The sequence below is a fragment of the Streptomyces sp. NPDC051109 genome (genome assembly GCF_044455885.1).
Taxonomy (GTDB): domain Bacteria; phylum Actinomycetota; class Actinomycetes; order Streptomycetales; family Streptomycetaceae; genus Streptomyces.
In genome coordinates, this window is the sequence record NZ_JBITFF010000002.1 from 458,031 (window position 1) to 473,334 (window position 15,304).

General features: G+C 76.3%; 6 protein-coding genes. 4 read left to right on the forward strand and 2 right to left on the reverse strand.

Going from position 1 to position 15,304, the window contains the following annotated elements; genetic code table 11:
• Positions 1 to 5: 5 nt before the first annotated feature.
• Both ACIBAD_RS05025 and ACIBAD_RS05030 read right to left on the reverse strand, forming a co-directional pair.
• Entirely contained in the window at positions 6 to 1,247 is a 1,242-nt protein-coding gene (locus ACIBAD_RS05025) for a putative Ig domain-containing protein (RefSeq protein ID WP_398904556.1), read from the reverse strand.
• 182 nt (positions 1,248 to 1,429) lie between these two features.
• Positions 1,430 to 2,323: a LysR family transcriptional regulator gene (locus tag ACIBAD_RS05030; protein WP_398904558.1), complete on the reverse strand. Its 894-nt coding sequence runs from the start codon at positions 2,321 to 2,323 to the stop codon at positions 1,430 to 1,432.
• A 599-nt stretch (positions 2,324 to 2,922) separates the two neighbouring features.
• On the opposite strand from ACIBAD_RS05030, the gene ACIBAD_RS05035 reads away from it, so the two are divergent.
• The 4 genes from ACIBAD_RS05035 (at position 2,923) to ACIBAD_RS05050 (ending at position 15,300) form a co-directional block, all read left to right on the forward strand.
• Positions 2,923 to 10,326, forward strand: a complete 7,404-nt coding sequence (locus ACIBAD_RS05035) for an SDR family NAD(P)-dependent oxidoreductase (protein WP_398904784.1) — start codon at positions 2,923 to 2,925, stop codon at positions 10,324 to 10,326.
• The gene (locus ACIBAD_RS05040; RefSeq protein WP_398904559.1) at positions 10,319 to 12,574 is read left to right on the forward strand and encodes a beta-ketoacyl synthase N-terminal-like domain-containing protein; all 2,256 of its coding nucleotides are present in this window, start codon (positions 10,319 to 10,321) and stop codon (positions 12,572 to 12,574) included. Before ACIBAD_RS05035 ends, ACIBAD_RS05040 begins: the two co-directional genes overlap by 8 nt.
• 958 nt (positions 12,575 to 13,532) lie before the next feature.
• A complete protein-coding gene (locus tag ACIBAD_RS05045; RefSeq protein WP_398904786.1) occupies positions 13,533 to 14,921 on the forward strand; it encodes a 4'-phosphopantetheinyl transferase superfamily protein in 1,389 nt (462 codons plus the stop codon).
• Positions 14,905 to 15,300 (forward strand): acyl carrier protein, encoded by a 396-nt coding sequence (locus tag ACIBAD_RS05050; RefSeq protein WP_398904561.1) that lies wholly within the window; start codon positions 14,905 to 14,907, stop codon positions 15,298 to 15,300. Before ACIBAD_RS05045 ends, ACIBAD_RS05050 begins: the two co-directional genes overlap by 17 nt.
• Positions 15,301 to 15,304 lie beyond the last annotated feature (4 nt).

Consider the following 15,304-nt stretch of genomic DNA (forward strand, 5'->3'; position numbering starts at 1 on the left):
GTTGGTCAGAACCAGCTGATGGTGAGGGGGAAGGTGGTGGTGGCGGTGGCTGTGGTGGAGTCGGTGGCGGTTGCGGCGATCTGGAGGGTTCCGGTGGTCCAGGGTTTGCCGGTGATGCGGCCGGTGTTGGTGTCGATGGTGAGGCCGAAGGGGAGTGTGGTGGCGGTGTAGCGGATGGGGGGTGTGCCGCCGGTGGCGGTGAGTTGGATGGTGCAGGTCTGGTTGAACGTGCAGGTCTGGGGTCCGGGGTTGGCCAGCTTCAGGTCACCGGGAGTGGGCGGGGGCGTCGGCGTGGGGGTCGGCGTGGGGGTGCCGGCGCAGCCCGGGGTGGCCTCCGGCGGCAGCGGGACCCGCCAGATCTGGGTGTCGTTCTCCGAGCCGACGAGCAGGCTCGTGCAGTCGAAGTAGGTCACCGTCTCGCCCTGCGACTGCGCGGGCAGGGCGACATCGGCGAGCTTGGTCCCGGCGGTGTCGTACACGGAGGCCGTGTTCGCGCCCAGCGGCCCTCCACTGCGCAGGGTGTACGAGGCGCCCGACGGCGAGAACGCGCCGTCGGTCGTGAAGACCGGGCCGGGCCGTAGCGCGGTGAGCGTGTTGACCTGCCCGGCCTGCGGGGGCAGTGGGGCCTTGTACAACCGGCCCGCCGAGCCGATCAGTTTGCTCGCGATGTACAGCTGACCGGTGAGGGGGTCGGCCAGCAGGGATTCGGCGTCGTGCCGGCCGTCCGCGTAGGCGAACGCGTGGGTCACCGGGGTCACGGTGGCGTTGGCGAGCTGGTCGGGCTCGGCGAAGGAGTGCACGAGGATCTCGGCACGGCCGCTGAAGTTGTCCCCGATGTCGCCCACCAGGATCACCGCCCGGCCGGCCGCGTCCTTGCCGATCGCGAGCCCCTCCCAGTCGGTGTTGCCGACGCCGGAGAGGGTGTAGGTGGCCTTGAGCCGGCCGGTCGCGCCCGTGCAGTCGACGGCGAAGACCTGGTTGGTGTTGCCGCTGTCGTTGACGGCGTAGAAGACGCCCGGGTGCTTGCGGCTCATGGCGAGCCCGCTGAGTTCGGTCATGCCGCCGGGCAGCGTGCACCTGCGCTCCGGGGCGAGCGCGGCGGCCGCGGCCCCGGCGCCGGGGGCGGCGGCCGGACCGGTGGCCGCGCCGGCGGAGCCGGCTGCAAGCCATGCGGTGGCCGGCAGCACGATGGCGAGGGCCGCGGTCGCGAGGGCGGCGGCCCAGGGGGGTGTGGGGAGTCGAGACATGCGCACCATGTGATGGCACATCAGCTGCTGATCGCCAGGCCCGACGACCCCCCGTTTGAGCATCATTCAATGCCGGGCCGGCATGCCTGGCCGAAACCCGCCGGGTTCGCGTGGGGTCCCGGCGACCTCCGGCGACGTCCGGCGACGTCCGGCGACGTCCGGCGGCTCCCGGCGGCTCCCGGTCAGCGCGCCGGCTCCCGGACAGGGGCTCTGTGCCGGGCGTGCGCGATGAACGCCCGGGCAGCGCGGGTCAGCGGCCGACGCGCGTGCGCGATGCCCACCGGGCGCAGCAGCGGCGGGGTGAAGGAGCGGATCTCGGCGCGGCTGCCGAAGGCCCTCAGCACCACGTCCCGGTACCAGATGAGGGAGCCTCGGCCGTCGGTCACGCCGGTCACCCAGGCGAGCCGCTCGTCGACCTCGAACGCGGGCACGGGCCGGACCCCGAGGCAGCTGAACATGGCCTCCATCTCGGTACGCCGCCCGGTGCCCGGGGTCGGCAGCACCATCGGGAGCCCGTCGAGCATCCGGAACGGCACCGGGTCGGGCAGCCGGGCGCCGAGCGGCGAGACCAGCACCACCTCGCGCTCCTGGATGTGGTGCGTGGACAGCTCCTTGTCGACGGGCAGGTCGACCAGGGCCAACTCGGAGGTTCCGTCGAGGAGTTCCTGTACCAGCGACTCCCGGCCGTCGTGCTGGTGGAGCCGTACCTGCACGCCGGGGTGGCGCGCGGCGTACGCCGGGACCAGCTCGGAGGCCAGGTCGAGGGCCAGGGTGGGGGTCGTGACGAGGGTGAGGGTGACACATCCGCCCTTGCCGTTCGGGGACCCGATGTCGTCGATGGCGTCCACCGCGTCGAGCACGGTGCGGGCCAGTCGCACCACCCGGGTGCCTTCGGGGGTGAGGTCCACACCTCTGCCCCGGCGGGCGAGGAGCTCGATGCCGAGGTCGCGCTCCATGGCCTGCACGGCCCGTGACAGGGCGGACTGGGCAACGAAGACCGAGGCGGCCGCGCCGGTGATGGAACCGCAGTCCGCGACGGCGACGAGGTAACGAAGCTGCGCGAGTGTGGGGGTCATGACCGGACGGTAACCGCGCGAGGTTGACCCCGTAAGGGGTGCCATGGTGAACAACTGCCCGAATTTGGCCCGGCGTTCATACCCGGGGGGCGCCGAGGCATACCGGCCGGGCATGAGACCGGGCTCCCGCCGTACGCCGGCCGCGGCCCGGGCGGCGCCCGCCCGGCCGGGGAACACCGCAGGTCGGCGCTGCGACGGGAGCCGGCAAGTGACGCCGCCGAGGTGCACTCGGGCCGTCCGGTACGTGAAGGACCTTACTCCGCATAGCCGTTGACAGTGCAGGGCGGCCACCGCACGATGCATCCCGGCGTCAGGGGAATTGACCAACGTTCAAGCCCGTCCCACCCAGACGGGTCGCCCGGCCACCCGTACCGGCGGGGAGCTGCCTGCGCGCACTCCCCGCTGCCCCCGCTCGGCCCGCTCGCCCCTGCGCCCACGCTCGGCCCCGCTCGCCCCTGTGCCCCCGCAGGCCCCGCACCCCGCTCACCCCTGCGCCCCGGCTTGCCCAGGAGGTGCACCCCCACGCCTTGCCCAGCCTCTGCGCAACCGGCGACATGTGACACAGCACTCGATGAGGAGCGCCCGTGACCCCCCAGCCCATGCCGTCCCCCCGGTCCGGCGAACCGTCCCCGCGGTCCGCCGACGCCCCGTCCGCCGACGCCCCGTCCGCCGAAGGCCTCTCCGCAGACTCCCGCTCCGCCCGAGCCCCCTCCGACGGCGCGCGGGCCGCCGCCCCCCGCGACCTGGTGGTCGCACTCAGCCCCTTCGAGGAGCCGCAGCCCCGGATCGTGATCGCCGCCGAACGGGCGGGCAGCCTCGGGCTGCTCGACCTCGGCCGGGATCCCGATGCCGCGCGGGCCGCCCTCGCGGAGCTGGCCCGGCGGCTCGGCCCCGGGCGGCACTACGGAGTGCGGGTGCCCGTCGGCTGCCCGCTCGGGCCGGAGCAGCTGCCCTCCGAGGTGGACACGGTGCTGCTCGCCGACGCCGCCGAGCACACCCCGGAGCGGGTGGCCCACTGGGCGGCGGCGCCCGGGCACCCCCGGGTCTGGGCCGAGGCCACCGGCCTGGCGGAGGCCCGGGCCGCGGTGGCCGCCGGGGCCCGGGCGGTCGTCGCCAAGGGGCACGAGGGCGGCGGCCGGGTGGGCGGGGCCACCACCTTCATCCTGCTCCAGCAACTGCTCGCGGGCCCCGGCATCGGCGTGCCGGTCGTGGCCTGCGGCGGGATCGGCCCGCATACGGCGGCCGCGGCTGTCGCGGGCGGAGCCTCGGGCGTGCTGATGGACGTACAACTGGCCCTGACGCCCGAGGGCGAGGCCGGGCTGCCCGCAGAAGTGGCGGCGGCGCTCAGGGCGATGGACGGCTCGGAGACCCGGCTGGAGGACGGCCACCGGGTGTACGCACGGCCCGACCTGCCCTCGCCGCAGGGGCCGGCCGCTGCCCTGCTCGGGGCCCGGGACCTGCGTGCGCGGCTGCTGCCCGTCGGCCAGGACGGGGCCGCAGCTGCCCGGCTGGCGGCCCGCCACCGCACCACGGGCGGTGTCCTGCGGGCGGTCCGGACGGCCGTCACCGGGCACCTGGCGGCGGTGGCACGGGCACGGCCGCTCATGGCGGCCCGGCCCCTCGCCCAGGGCCCGATGACGCGGGTCAGCGACCAGGCGGCCTTCGCGGAGGCGGTGGCCGCCGCGGGCGGGGTCCCCTACCTGGCGCTGGCGGTCATGGAAGGGCCAGACGTACGCCGGCTGCTGGCCGAGACCGCCGAGCGGCTCGGGGACCGGCCCTGGGGCGTGGGCCTGCTCGGCTTCGCCCCGCCCGAACTGCGGCGGGAGCAGCTGGCGGCCGTGGCCGAGACCCGGCCGCCGTACGCGATCATCGCCGGCGGCACCCCGGCGCAGGCGGCCCCGCTGGAGGCCGCCGGAACACTGACCCATCTGCACGTGCCTTCGCCGGGCCTCCTGGAGCGGTACCTCGCCGAGGGGGCACGGCGGTTCGTGTTCGAGGGGCTGGAGTGCGGCGGCCATGTCGGGCCGCGCGCCTCGTTCCCGCTGTGGGAGGAGCAGATCGAGCGGCTCCTCGCCTGTCCCGAACCGTCCTCCCTGGACGTGCTGTTCGCCGGCGGGATCCACGACGAGCGCTCCGCGGCGATGGCGGTCGCGGCCGCCGCCCCGCTGGCCGAGCGGGGCGCCCGGATCGGCGTACTGATGGGCACGGCCTACCTGTTCACCGAGGAGGCCGTGGCGGCGGGCGCGGTCACGCCGCGGTTCCAGCGGGCGGCGGTGGAGTGCGCGGACACCGTACTGCTGCACACCGCCCCCGGCCACGCCACGCGCTGTGCGGACACGCCGTACGCCCGCACCTTCGAGGAGACCCGGCGGCGGCTCGCGCAGGGCGGGACCGAGCCGCGCGAGATGTGGGAGGAGCTGGAGCGGCTGAACCTGGGGCGGCTGCGGATCGCCAGCAAGGGCCTGCGCCGGGGCGAGAGCGCCGAGTTGGAGGACGTGGACGAGGAACGGCAGTACGCGGACGGGCTGTTCATGCTGGGTCAGGCCGCCACGCTGCGCAGCGGGATCACGACGGTCGCGGCCCTGCACGCCCAGGTGACCGAGGGGGCGACGGAACTGCTGGAGCGGCGGGCCCTGGAACTCGCCGCTTCGGCCGGCGGGGAGCAGGTTCCCGGCGGCGGGTCCGATCCGCTCGACATCGCCATCGTCGGAATGGCCTGCGCCTATCCGGGGGCCCCCGACCTCGGCGCGTACTGGGCACAGATCCTGGCCGGCCGGGACGCGGTGAGCGAGGTTCCGGCGGAGCGCTGGGACCCGGCGCTTTACTACGACGCCGATCCGGCGCGGGCCGGCGAGCGCACCCCCTCGCGCTGGGGCGGCTTCCTGGACCCGGTGCCCTTCGACGCCCTCGCGCACGGGATCCCGCCGTCCTCGCTGGCCGGGATCGAGCCGGTGCAGCTGCTGGCCCTGGAGATCTCGGCGCGGGCCCTGCGGGACGCCGGCTACGGCAAGGACCGGGAGTTCGACCGTTCGCGGACCTCGGTGGTCTTCGGGGCGGAGGCCGGTACGGAGCTGGCGGGCGCGTACGGGCTGCGGGCGCTGCACCCCGCCTACCTCGGCGAGCTTCCGCCCGCTCTCGACGAGCAGCTCCCCAGGCTGACCGAGGACTCCTTCCCCGGCATCCTCGCCAACGTGATCGCGGGCCGGGTGGCCAACCGGCTCGACCTCGGCGGCGCGAACTGCACGGTCGACGCCGCCTGCGCCTCGTCGCTGGCCGCGCTGGACCTGGCCTGCCGCCAACTGCGCGACCGGGACAGCGACATGGTGCTGTGCGGGGGCGCCGACGTGCACAACGGGATCAACGACTACCTGCTGTTCGCCTCGGTGCGCGCCCTGTCGCCGGGCGGGCGCTGCCGGCCCTTCGACGCCGCGGCCGACGGGATCGCGCTCGGCGAGGGGGTGGGCGCGCTGGTGCTGAAGCGGCTCGCGGACGCGGAGCGGGACGGCGACCGGGTGTACGCGGTGATCAAGTCGGTCGGGGCGTCGAGCGACGGCCGCTCCCTCGGGCTCACCGCGCCGCGGCCGGAGGGGCAGCGGCGGGCCTTGGAGCGGGCCTACGCGCGGGCGGGCATCTCGCCGAGCGAGGTGGGGCTGGTCGAGGCCCACGGTACGGGCACGGTGGTCGGCGACAGCACCGAACTGGGCGTGTTGAGCGAGGTGTTCACCGCGGCCGGGGCCGGGGTGGGGTCGTGTGCGCTGGGCTCGGTCAAATCGCAGCTCGGGCACACGAAGTGCGCGGCGGGGCTGGCCGGGCTGATCAAGGCGGCCCGGGCGGTGCATTCGGGGGTCCGGCCGCCGACGCTCCACATCGACCGGCCGAATCCGGCCTGGCGGGCCGAGACCAGCCCGTTCGTCTTCGACACCGAGGCCCGGCCGTGGGCGGCGCCGGTGGAGCGGCGGATCGCGGGGGTGAGCGCGTTCGGCTTCGGCGGCACCAACTACCACGCGGTGTTGGCGGGTTACGCGGGCGCCGAGGAGCCGGAGCAGGGCCGGGAGGACTGGCCCGCCGAGCTGTTCTGCTTCCGCGGCGAGGACCGCCGGGCGGCCGGGCGGTCGATGGCCCGGATCGCGGCGCGGCTGGAGGAGAACGACGCGGCCGGGCGGCCGTGGGCGCTGCGGGACCTGGCCGCGGAGGCGTGCGCCGGCGGGGGGCCGGTGCGGGTGGCGGTCGTGGCCGCCGACCTGGACGAGCTGGCGGCCCGGCTGGAGCGGGCCCGGGCGTTCACCGCGGGTGACGGGGTCCACGTACGGGAGGAGTCGGCCGATCCGGGGCAGGTGGCGTTCCTCTTCCCGGGGCAGGGCAGCCAACGGGTGGGGATGCTGGGCGAGTTGTACGTGGCCTTCCCCGGGCTGCGCGGCCTGCTGGAGACGGCTCCGCAGGGCGTCCTCGCGGCCGTGTTCCCGCCGGCGGCCTTCACGGGTGAGGCGCGGGCCGCGCAGCGGGCCGCGGTCACGGACACCCGGGTGGCCCAGCCGGCCCTCGGGCTGGCGGGTGCGGCGGCGCACCTGCTGCTGGGGCGGCTCGGCGTACGGCCGGACTGCGTGGCGGGGCACTCGTACGGGGAGCTCACCGCGCTGTGGGCGGCAGGGGTGTTCGACACGGAGGGCCTGCTGCGGCTGAGCACGAGGCGGGCCGAGGAGATCCTGGCCGCCGCCGGGGACGACCCGGGGTCGATGGCGGCGGTTTCGGCCGCGCCGGAGCAGGTCCGGGAGATCGCGGCGCGGGCCGGGTGCGTGGTGGCGAATCACAACGCGCCGCGGCAGTGCGCGATCTCGGGGCCGGCGGCGGCCGTCGCGGCGGCCGTGGAATCGCTGCGCGCGGCGGGGATCCCGGCGCAGCCCCTGCCGGTGGCGTGCGCGTTCCACAGCCCGGTGGTCGCGGAGGCGGCGGGCGGGCTGGCCACCGAGCTGGCCGGGACGGCCCTTGCCGACGCCGCCGTCCCGGTCTGGTCGAACACGACGGCGTCGCCCTACCCGCCCGGCGCGGACGCCGTACGCGGGCTCCTCTCCCGGCAGGTCGCGGAGCCGGTCCGGTTCGTCGAGCAGGTGGAGGCCATGTACGCGTCGGGTGTCCGCACGTTCGTGGAGGCGGGGCCGGGCCGGGTCCTGTCCGGACTGGTGGGCCGGATCCTGGCCGACCGGCCGCATACGGTGGTCCCGCTGGACGTACCGGGCGAGCACGGGCTGGCCCGGCTGGTCACGGCCCTGGCCGAACTGGCGGCCGCCGGCGTCCCGATCACCCCGGAGCCGCTGTTCCGCGGCCGCACGAGCCGGCTCCCGGACCGCGCCCCGCGCCGCCCGGGCTGGCTGGTGGACGGCCACCTGGTCCGCACCGCCGCCGGAGCCCCGATCCCGAACGGCCTCCAGCCTCCGCGCCGCATCGAGGCACCCGTGCCGCCCCCGCCCGCTGCGCCGGTACCGCTGCCGCCCAGCCCCCTGCGGAACGGGGCTTCCGATCCGGTGGCTGCGTCCGCATCGGCACCCACGCCCGGCTTCACATGGCACGCCGCGCCGGCACCCGATCCGGTGCCGCCTCCGGCGCCCGGGTTGCAGGCGGCGCATGGCGCCTCCGGTCCCCCTCCGGTGCCGGCGCCTGGCCCCGGCTCGCCTGGTCCCGGCTGGTATGCGGCTCCCGCGCCCGGCACGGCGTTGCCCGCGGCGGACGCGGCGCCCGACCGGCGCCAGGAGGCGGTCCTGGAGTACCTGCGCGGCTCCCGCGAGCTGATCCAGGCCCAACGGGCCGTCCTGCTCGGCTATTTGGGGACGGCGCCGTCTCCTGACGGGGCATCGTCCCGTCCCGGCGGAACGGCAGACCCGGCAGCCCTGGCCGGATCGGCGGGGGCGCAGGCCGTGCCCGGCACCGCGGGAATCGGGGCGAACGGCCAGGCTCGGCCGGGCACCGGCGGACTCGACGCGAACGGGCGTGCGCAGGTGGGCACGGCCTGGTCCGAGGGTCCGGAGGACCAGCCGGGGCTCGCAGAACCAGGGGGCGGCGCGCCCCCGCGGCCCGGCACCTGGGAGCTCGCGAACGGGCCCGGTCCGACCGGCCCGGCGGACGCCGAGGGAGTCGCCGCGGGGGGCCACGGGGCGGCGGGGCTCGGCGGGGCGGATTCGGCGGGGTACGCCGACGGGCCGGGTTCCGCCGAGGAGGTGATGGACGCCGTCCTGGAGATCGTCCACACCCGGACCGGATACCCGCGGGACATGCTCGACCCCGAGCTGGACCTGGAAGCGGACCTCTCGATCGACTCCATCAAGCGGGTCGAGATCATCGGAGCCCTCGCCGACCGGATCGGGCTCCCCACCGACCCCGGCGGCTCAGCCGAATCGGCGGTCGAGGAGCTGTCCCGGATCAAGACCCTGCGCGGCATCGTCGACTGGGTCACCACCCACGCCTCCGGCCGGGCGGCCGCCGCGGGCGGGCCGGCGCCGTCCCCGACACCGGGAAGGGCTGCGGCGGTCAAGGCCGCACCGGCACCGGCACCGGCACCGGCAGGGATGCCGTCACCGGTCGCGAGCGGGCCCACTCCGACTCCCACTCCGGCACCGGCCGGGCCGCTCCGGCGGATGCGCGTCGAGGTGGTGCCGCTGGCGGCGCCCGGTGGCGATCCCGGTGCACTGCGGGGGCTGCGGATCGGGGTCGTCGAGGACGGGCAGGGGGTGGCTCTCGCGCTCTGCGGGGAACTGGAGGCGCACGGGGCCCGGGCCGAGGTGCTGGCCGAGGCCGACGCCGGGTTCGACGGCATCGTCGACCTGTCCGCGCTCCGGGCCGGCCAGGAGGCCGTGCTCCCCTCCGCCTTCCCCGGGTACAAGCGCGCCCTCACCGGCGGTGTCCGCCGGCTGGTACTCGGCTCCGCACCCGGGAGCGGGCTGCACGGCTTCGCCCGCAGCGCCGCCCTGGAGTTCCCCGGCACCCTCGTGCGCGCCGTCGATCTGCACCCCAAGGAAGACCCCGGGCGGATCGCCGCCCAGCTGCTCGCCGAGCTGTCCGACCAGGATGCGGGGCCGGCCTCCGTCGGGTACACCGCCGAGGGGCTCCGGGTCACCCGTCGCCCGGTACCGGCACCACTCGCCCCGTCCGGCGGAAGCCCCCTCGGGCCCGGGTCGGTCGTACTCCTCACCGGAGGGGCTCGGGGGATCACGGCTCGGACGGCCGTCGCGTTGGCCCGCGCCACCGGATGTCACGTCGAGTTGGTCGGGCGCACCCCGGAACCGGTCGGCCGGCGGGACGAGTTCGTCCATGCCGGTGACCGCGTGGCACTGCGCGCCGCGCTCATCGGAAGCGGCCTTCGAACCCCCGCCGAGATCGAGGCCGCCGCCTCGCGGATACTGGCCGAGCGCGAGGTACGGGCCACGCTGGCCGCCCTCACCGGCGCCGCCGCATCCGTCCGGTACCACTGCGCCGACGTCACCGACGCGGCCGCCGTACGGGCCGTCGTGGCCGACGTACGGGCCCGGCACGGCCGGCTCGACGGCATCGTGCACGGAGCCGGGACCCTGCGCGACGGGCTGCTCTGCGACAAGGAGCCGGCCGTGTTCACCGAGGTGTTCACCACCAAGGTGGCCGGCGCCCGCCACCTGGCGGCCGCGGCCGCCGAGCACGGCGGCACGCCCGCACCGGCCTTCCTGGCCCTCTTCGGCAGCGTCGCCGGGGTGTACGGCAACCGCGGCCAGACCGACTACGCGGCCGCGAACGACGCCCTCGACGGGCTCGCCCTCACCTGGGCCGAGACCTTCCCGGGCCGGGTGCTGTCCGTCGACTGGGGCCCCTGGGCGGCCGGGGCGGGCGGGATGGTCACCCCCGAGCTGGAGCGCGCCTACGCCCGGCGCGGCATCCCCCTCATCTCCCCCGAGGCGGGGACCGCCGCCTTCCTCGCCGAACTCGCGTACGGCGGCGACGTACAGGTGGTCCTGATGGCCGAGGAGGGTGCGGACCATGAGTGAGCGGGCGCGGCGCGGCCCACGACCGACCGACGCCGCCATCGTCGGAATGGGCGCCGTCTTCCCCGGCGCCGCCGACCTGGCGGCCTACCGGGGCAATCTGCTCGCCGGTAGGGACTGCATCTCCGAGGTGCCGCCCGGGCGTTGGGACCCGGAGGTGTACTACGACCCGGAAGGCTCCGGCGGACCGGTGCGCGGGGACCGCTTCTACTGCCGGCGCGGCGGCTTCGTCGACGGACTGGCGGCCTTCGACCCGACCCGGTTCGGGATCATGCCGACCGCCGTGGAGGGGGCCGAGCCGGACCAGATGCTGGCCCTGCACGTGACGGCCGAGGCGATCGCCGACGCGGGCGGCGGGGACCGGCTGCCGGCCGACCGCTCCCGGATCGGGGTGGTGCTGGGCCGTGGCGGCTTCATGGGGGTGGCCACCGCCCGGCTCGACCAAAGGGTCCGCACCGCACACCAGTTGGCCCAGACCCTGCGGGAGCTCGCGCCGGAGCTCGGTGAGCGGCGGATCGCCGAGGTGCGGTCCGCGTTCCAGGAGGCGCTGGGGCCGGAGCGGCCGGACGCCTCGATCGGGCTGGTGCCGAGTTTCACGGCCGCCCGCACGGCCAACCGGCTGGACTTCCGAGGCCCCGCCTACACCCTGGACGCGGCCTGCGCCTCCTCCCTCCTGGCCGTGGACCAGGCGGTGGGACTGCTGGCGGGCGGGCGGTGCGACGCGGTGGTCGCGGGAGCGGTCCACCACTGCCACATCGCCACGCTGTGGAGCGTTTTCACTCAGCTGCGGGCGCTGAGCGTGAGCGAGCGGATCCGGCCCTTCGACCGGCGGGCCGACGGAACACTGCTGTCCGAGGGCACGGGCGTGGTGCTGCTGAAACGGCTGGCGGACGCGGAGCGGGACGGCGACCGGATCTACGCCGTGATCCGCGGCACCGCAGTGGCCGGGGACGGCCGGGCGGCCAGCCTGATGAGTCCGCTGGTCGCCGGCCAGGTACGGGCGCTGGAGCGGGCCTGGCGTGAGGCCGGTCTCGATCCGCGGGCCCCGGGCGCGCTGGGGCTGCTGGAGGCGCACGGCACCGGCACACCGGTGGGGGACGCCGCCGAACTGGACACGCTGGCCCAGGTGTTCGGCCCGAACGGGACCGCAGGTCCAGAAATCGGCTTCGGATCGGTGAAATCCATGGTGGGGCACACCATGCAGGCCTCGGGCATGGCCGGGTTGATCAAGGCGGCGCTCGCCGTGTACGAGGGGGTGCTGCCGCCGACCCTGCACCTGGAGGAGCCGCACGCGGACCTGGCCCGGACCCGGATGCGGCCGGTGACGGCGGCGGAGCCGTGGGACCGGGGGCCGCAACCGCGCCGGGCGGGGGTCAACGCGTTCGGCTTCGGAGGGATCAACGCGCACGCGGTGCTGGAGGAGGCACCGGGTTCCACCGCACCGGCGCCGCCCGTACGCCGCTTCCTGCCGCTCGGGGCCGCGGGCCGGCCGCCGGAGGCGGCCGGTGCCGGGGCGCGGGAGGACGGACTCCTGCTCGGCGCAGGCAGTCCGCCGGAGGGGGCCGGTGCCGGGGCGCGGGAGGACGTACTGCTGCTCGGCGCGGGCAGTCCGGCGGAGCTGGCGGACCTGCTGGCCGCCGGATCGGCGTCCGCGGGCGACGGGCCGTGCCGGCTGGCCGTGCTCGGGCCGACCCCGCAGCGTCTCGCGCTCGCCGCGAAGGCGGTGGAGCGCGGCCGGGCCTGGCGGGGGCGGGGCGACGTGTGGTTCGCCCCGGAGCCGCTGGGCGGTGCGACGGCCTTCCTGTTCCCCGGCCTGGAGCCGGAGTTCGCCCCGGTGCTGGACGACGTCGCGGACCGGATGGAACTGGAGCGGCCGCGGCTCGGCGGGGGCTCCGAACTGATGGAGCGGGCGCTGGACGCCCTCGCGACGGGCCGGTTCTTCGCGCGGGTCCTGCCGGAACTCGGTATGCGGGCGGACGTGTTGGCCGGGCACAGTCTCGGCGAATGGGCGGCGATGGTGGCCGGGGGCATGTACCCGCAGGATGCGGCCCTTCCTGGACTCGCTGCGACCGGGGTCGCTGAAGGTCCCGGATCTCGTGTACGCGGCACTGGGCTGCGGGGCGCGCCGGGCGGAGGCAGCGCTGCACGGCCTGGACGGGGTGGTGGTCAGCCACGACAACTGCCCGCACCAGTCGGTGGTGTGCGGGGATCCGGCGGAGGTGGCACAGGTCCTGGAGCGGCTGCGGCCTGAAGGGGTGCTCGGGCAGGAGCTGCCGTTCAGGTCGGGATTCCACACGCCGATGTGGGAGCCGTACCTGGGGCAGGTCCGGGCGGCGTTCGCGCGGCTGCCGCTGCGCAGGCGCGATCTGCCGGTGTGGTCGGCGACGACGTGTGCGCCGTTCCCGGACGGGCCGTCCGAGGTACGTGAGTTGGTGGTGCGCCATCTGCTGGAGCCGGTGCGCTTCCGGGAGCTGACGCTCCGCCTGTACGAGGAGGGCGGGGTCCGGACGTTCGTGACGATGGGGCCGGGCAGCCTGCCGGGGTTCGTGGAGGACACCCTGCGGGACCGCCCGCACCTCTCGGTGGCCACGTCCTCCCCGCGCCTGTCGGGACTGGCCGCCCTCCGGCGCACCTGTGCCGCGCTGTGGGCCGGGGGCCACGCCCCGCGCTGGGACCGCCTCCGGGACCCGGCCCCCGCCGCCCGCCCCGCCGTACGGGGCCGCTCCGTCCCCCTGGACCTGGGTTCCCCGCTGGTCCGCCTCCCCGAGGACGCCCGCACCCGCCTGGGCCTCCTCGCCGGCACGGCGCCCCTCGCCACGGACGGGCCGGGGCGGCCGGTGTTGCTGTCCTCGCTGGACGCGGCGCACGACGACGCGCCCGCGGGATCGCGGGCCGCCGCCGAATCGCGGTCGCCCGCCCCCGAGTCCGCCGCCCCCGGTCCGCTGCCGCTCCCGGGAGCGGTCGCCGGCTCCGGCGGGGGGCGCGGGGGTTCGGCGAGGGCTGCGGGGCGACACCGGCTCCGGGTGTCGCTCGACGCCCTGCCCTACGTACGCGACCACTGCGTGTACCTGCAGCCCGACGGCTGGCCGGAGGATTCCGACTGGTTCCCCGTCGTGCCCATGACGACCATGCTGGAGCTCGCCGCCGGCGCGGCCAGCCGGTACGCCCCGCCGGGCGCCGCCGTCCTCGGCTACGACGACGTACGGGCCATGCGGTGGCTCCCCGCCGCGCCCGCGCTCGACGTCGAGGTCAGCGCCCGCGCCGACGGCCCCGGACGGATCCGGATCGGGCTGGGCCCGTACGCCTCCGTCGTCGTCCTGCTGGGCCCGGTCCACCCGCAGCCGCCCGCGCCCGACCCCGCACCGCTGCGGGATCCGCGCCCCGCGCCCGTCAGCGCCGGGGCCCTGTACCGGGACCGGTGGATGTTCCACGGGCCCCGCTTCGCCGGGGTCCACGAGGTCCGGGCCGTCGGAGCGGACGGCATCCACGGGGTCCTGCGCGCGCTCCCCGACCCGGGCGCGCTGCTCGACGCCGCCGGACAGCTCTTCGGGCACTGGATGCAACTCCGGCTCCCCGTGGACCGGTTGGTGTTCCCCGCCACCGTCGACCGGATCCGGTTCTACGGGCCCCCGCCCCCACCGCACGCGCTGGTCACGGCCACGGCCCGGATCCGGGAGGTCCGCGATGTCACCGTCCGCGGCGATCTCGAACTCCTCGACGGCGCGGGCCGGTTGTGGGCCCGGATCGAGGGCTGGACGTACCGCCGCTTCGGCGCGGACGAGCGGGTGTGGCCGATGAAGTTCACTCCCGAGGTGTGCGCCATCGGCGAGCCGCAGCCTGCCGGCTGGTGCCTGGCCCGCCGCCGGTGGACGGATCCCGCATCGCAGGAGCTCGTGATGCGCCGCTACCTCGGCGCCGCCGAGCGCGCGGCGTACGAGCGGCTGGCGCCGCGCGCCCGGGCGCCGTGGCTGCTGGGCCGCATCGCCGCCAAGGACGCACTGCGGCAGCTGCTGTGGGACGGCGGCGGCGGGCCGGTGTTCCCGGTGGAGGTCCCCGTCGGCAACGATCCGGCCGGGCGGCCCGTGCCCGAGGGCGTCCTGACCCGCGGCTTCCGCCTGTCGATCGCGCACAAGGACCGGCTGGCCGTGGCCCTCGCGCACCCGTCCCACCCCGTCGGCATCGACGTGGAGCCGGTGACCGCCGATCCCGACGCGCTGATCCGGGTCGCGCTCACCCCGGCCGAGCTGCTCCTCGCCGAGCACCTGGCCGCCCGCGAGGGCACCGGGCTGCCGGCGGCGCTCACCGCCCTGTGGTGCGCGAAGGAGGCTGCCGCCAAGGCCCGCGGCACCGGGCTCGGCGGCCGGCCGCGTGACTGGCGGGTCGCGGAGGACCCCGGATCGGGCGGGCTGCGCGTCCTGTCGCCCGAGGGACGACCATACCCGGTCCGTACCACCTCCTTGCCCCCGGCCGAGACCGAGAGCGCGACCGGCTCCGGCTCCGGCTCCGGCGGGTACCTCGTCGCCTGGACCGCCCACCCCGCGGTCCCCTCCCCCGCCCCCTCCCACCTCACGGAGACCAGCCATGGCCACCACCACTGACGTCCTCGCCGAGATCACCGGCATGCTCGTGGAGATCCTCGGCGACGAGTTCCTTCTCGCGGAGGAGGTCACCATGAGTACGAGCTTCAACGAGGATCTCGCCCTGGAGAGCATCGAGTTCGTCGCCCTCGCCGAGCTGCTGCACGAGCGCTACGGGTCTGAGGTGGACCTGATGGGCTTCCTCGCGGAGAAGGACATGGACGCGATCCTCGCCATGTCGGTCGGCGAACTCGTCACCCACATCGGCCGGGTCACCCACGCCTCCCTGGCCCGTACGTCGTCGGCGGCTGCGACCGCCCCGGCGACGACGGCCCGGGAGACGAACGCCGCGGCACCGACGGCACCGGCCGCGGCGGCCTCCGCGCCGACGGCCGGCTGAGCCC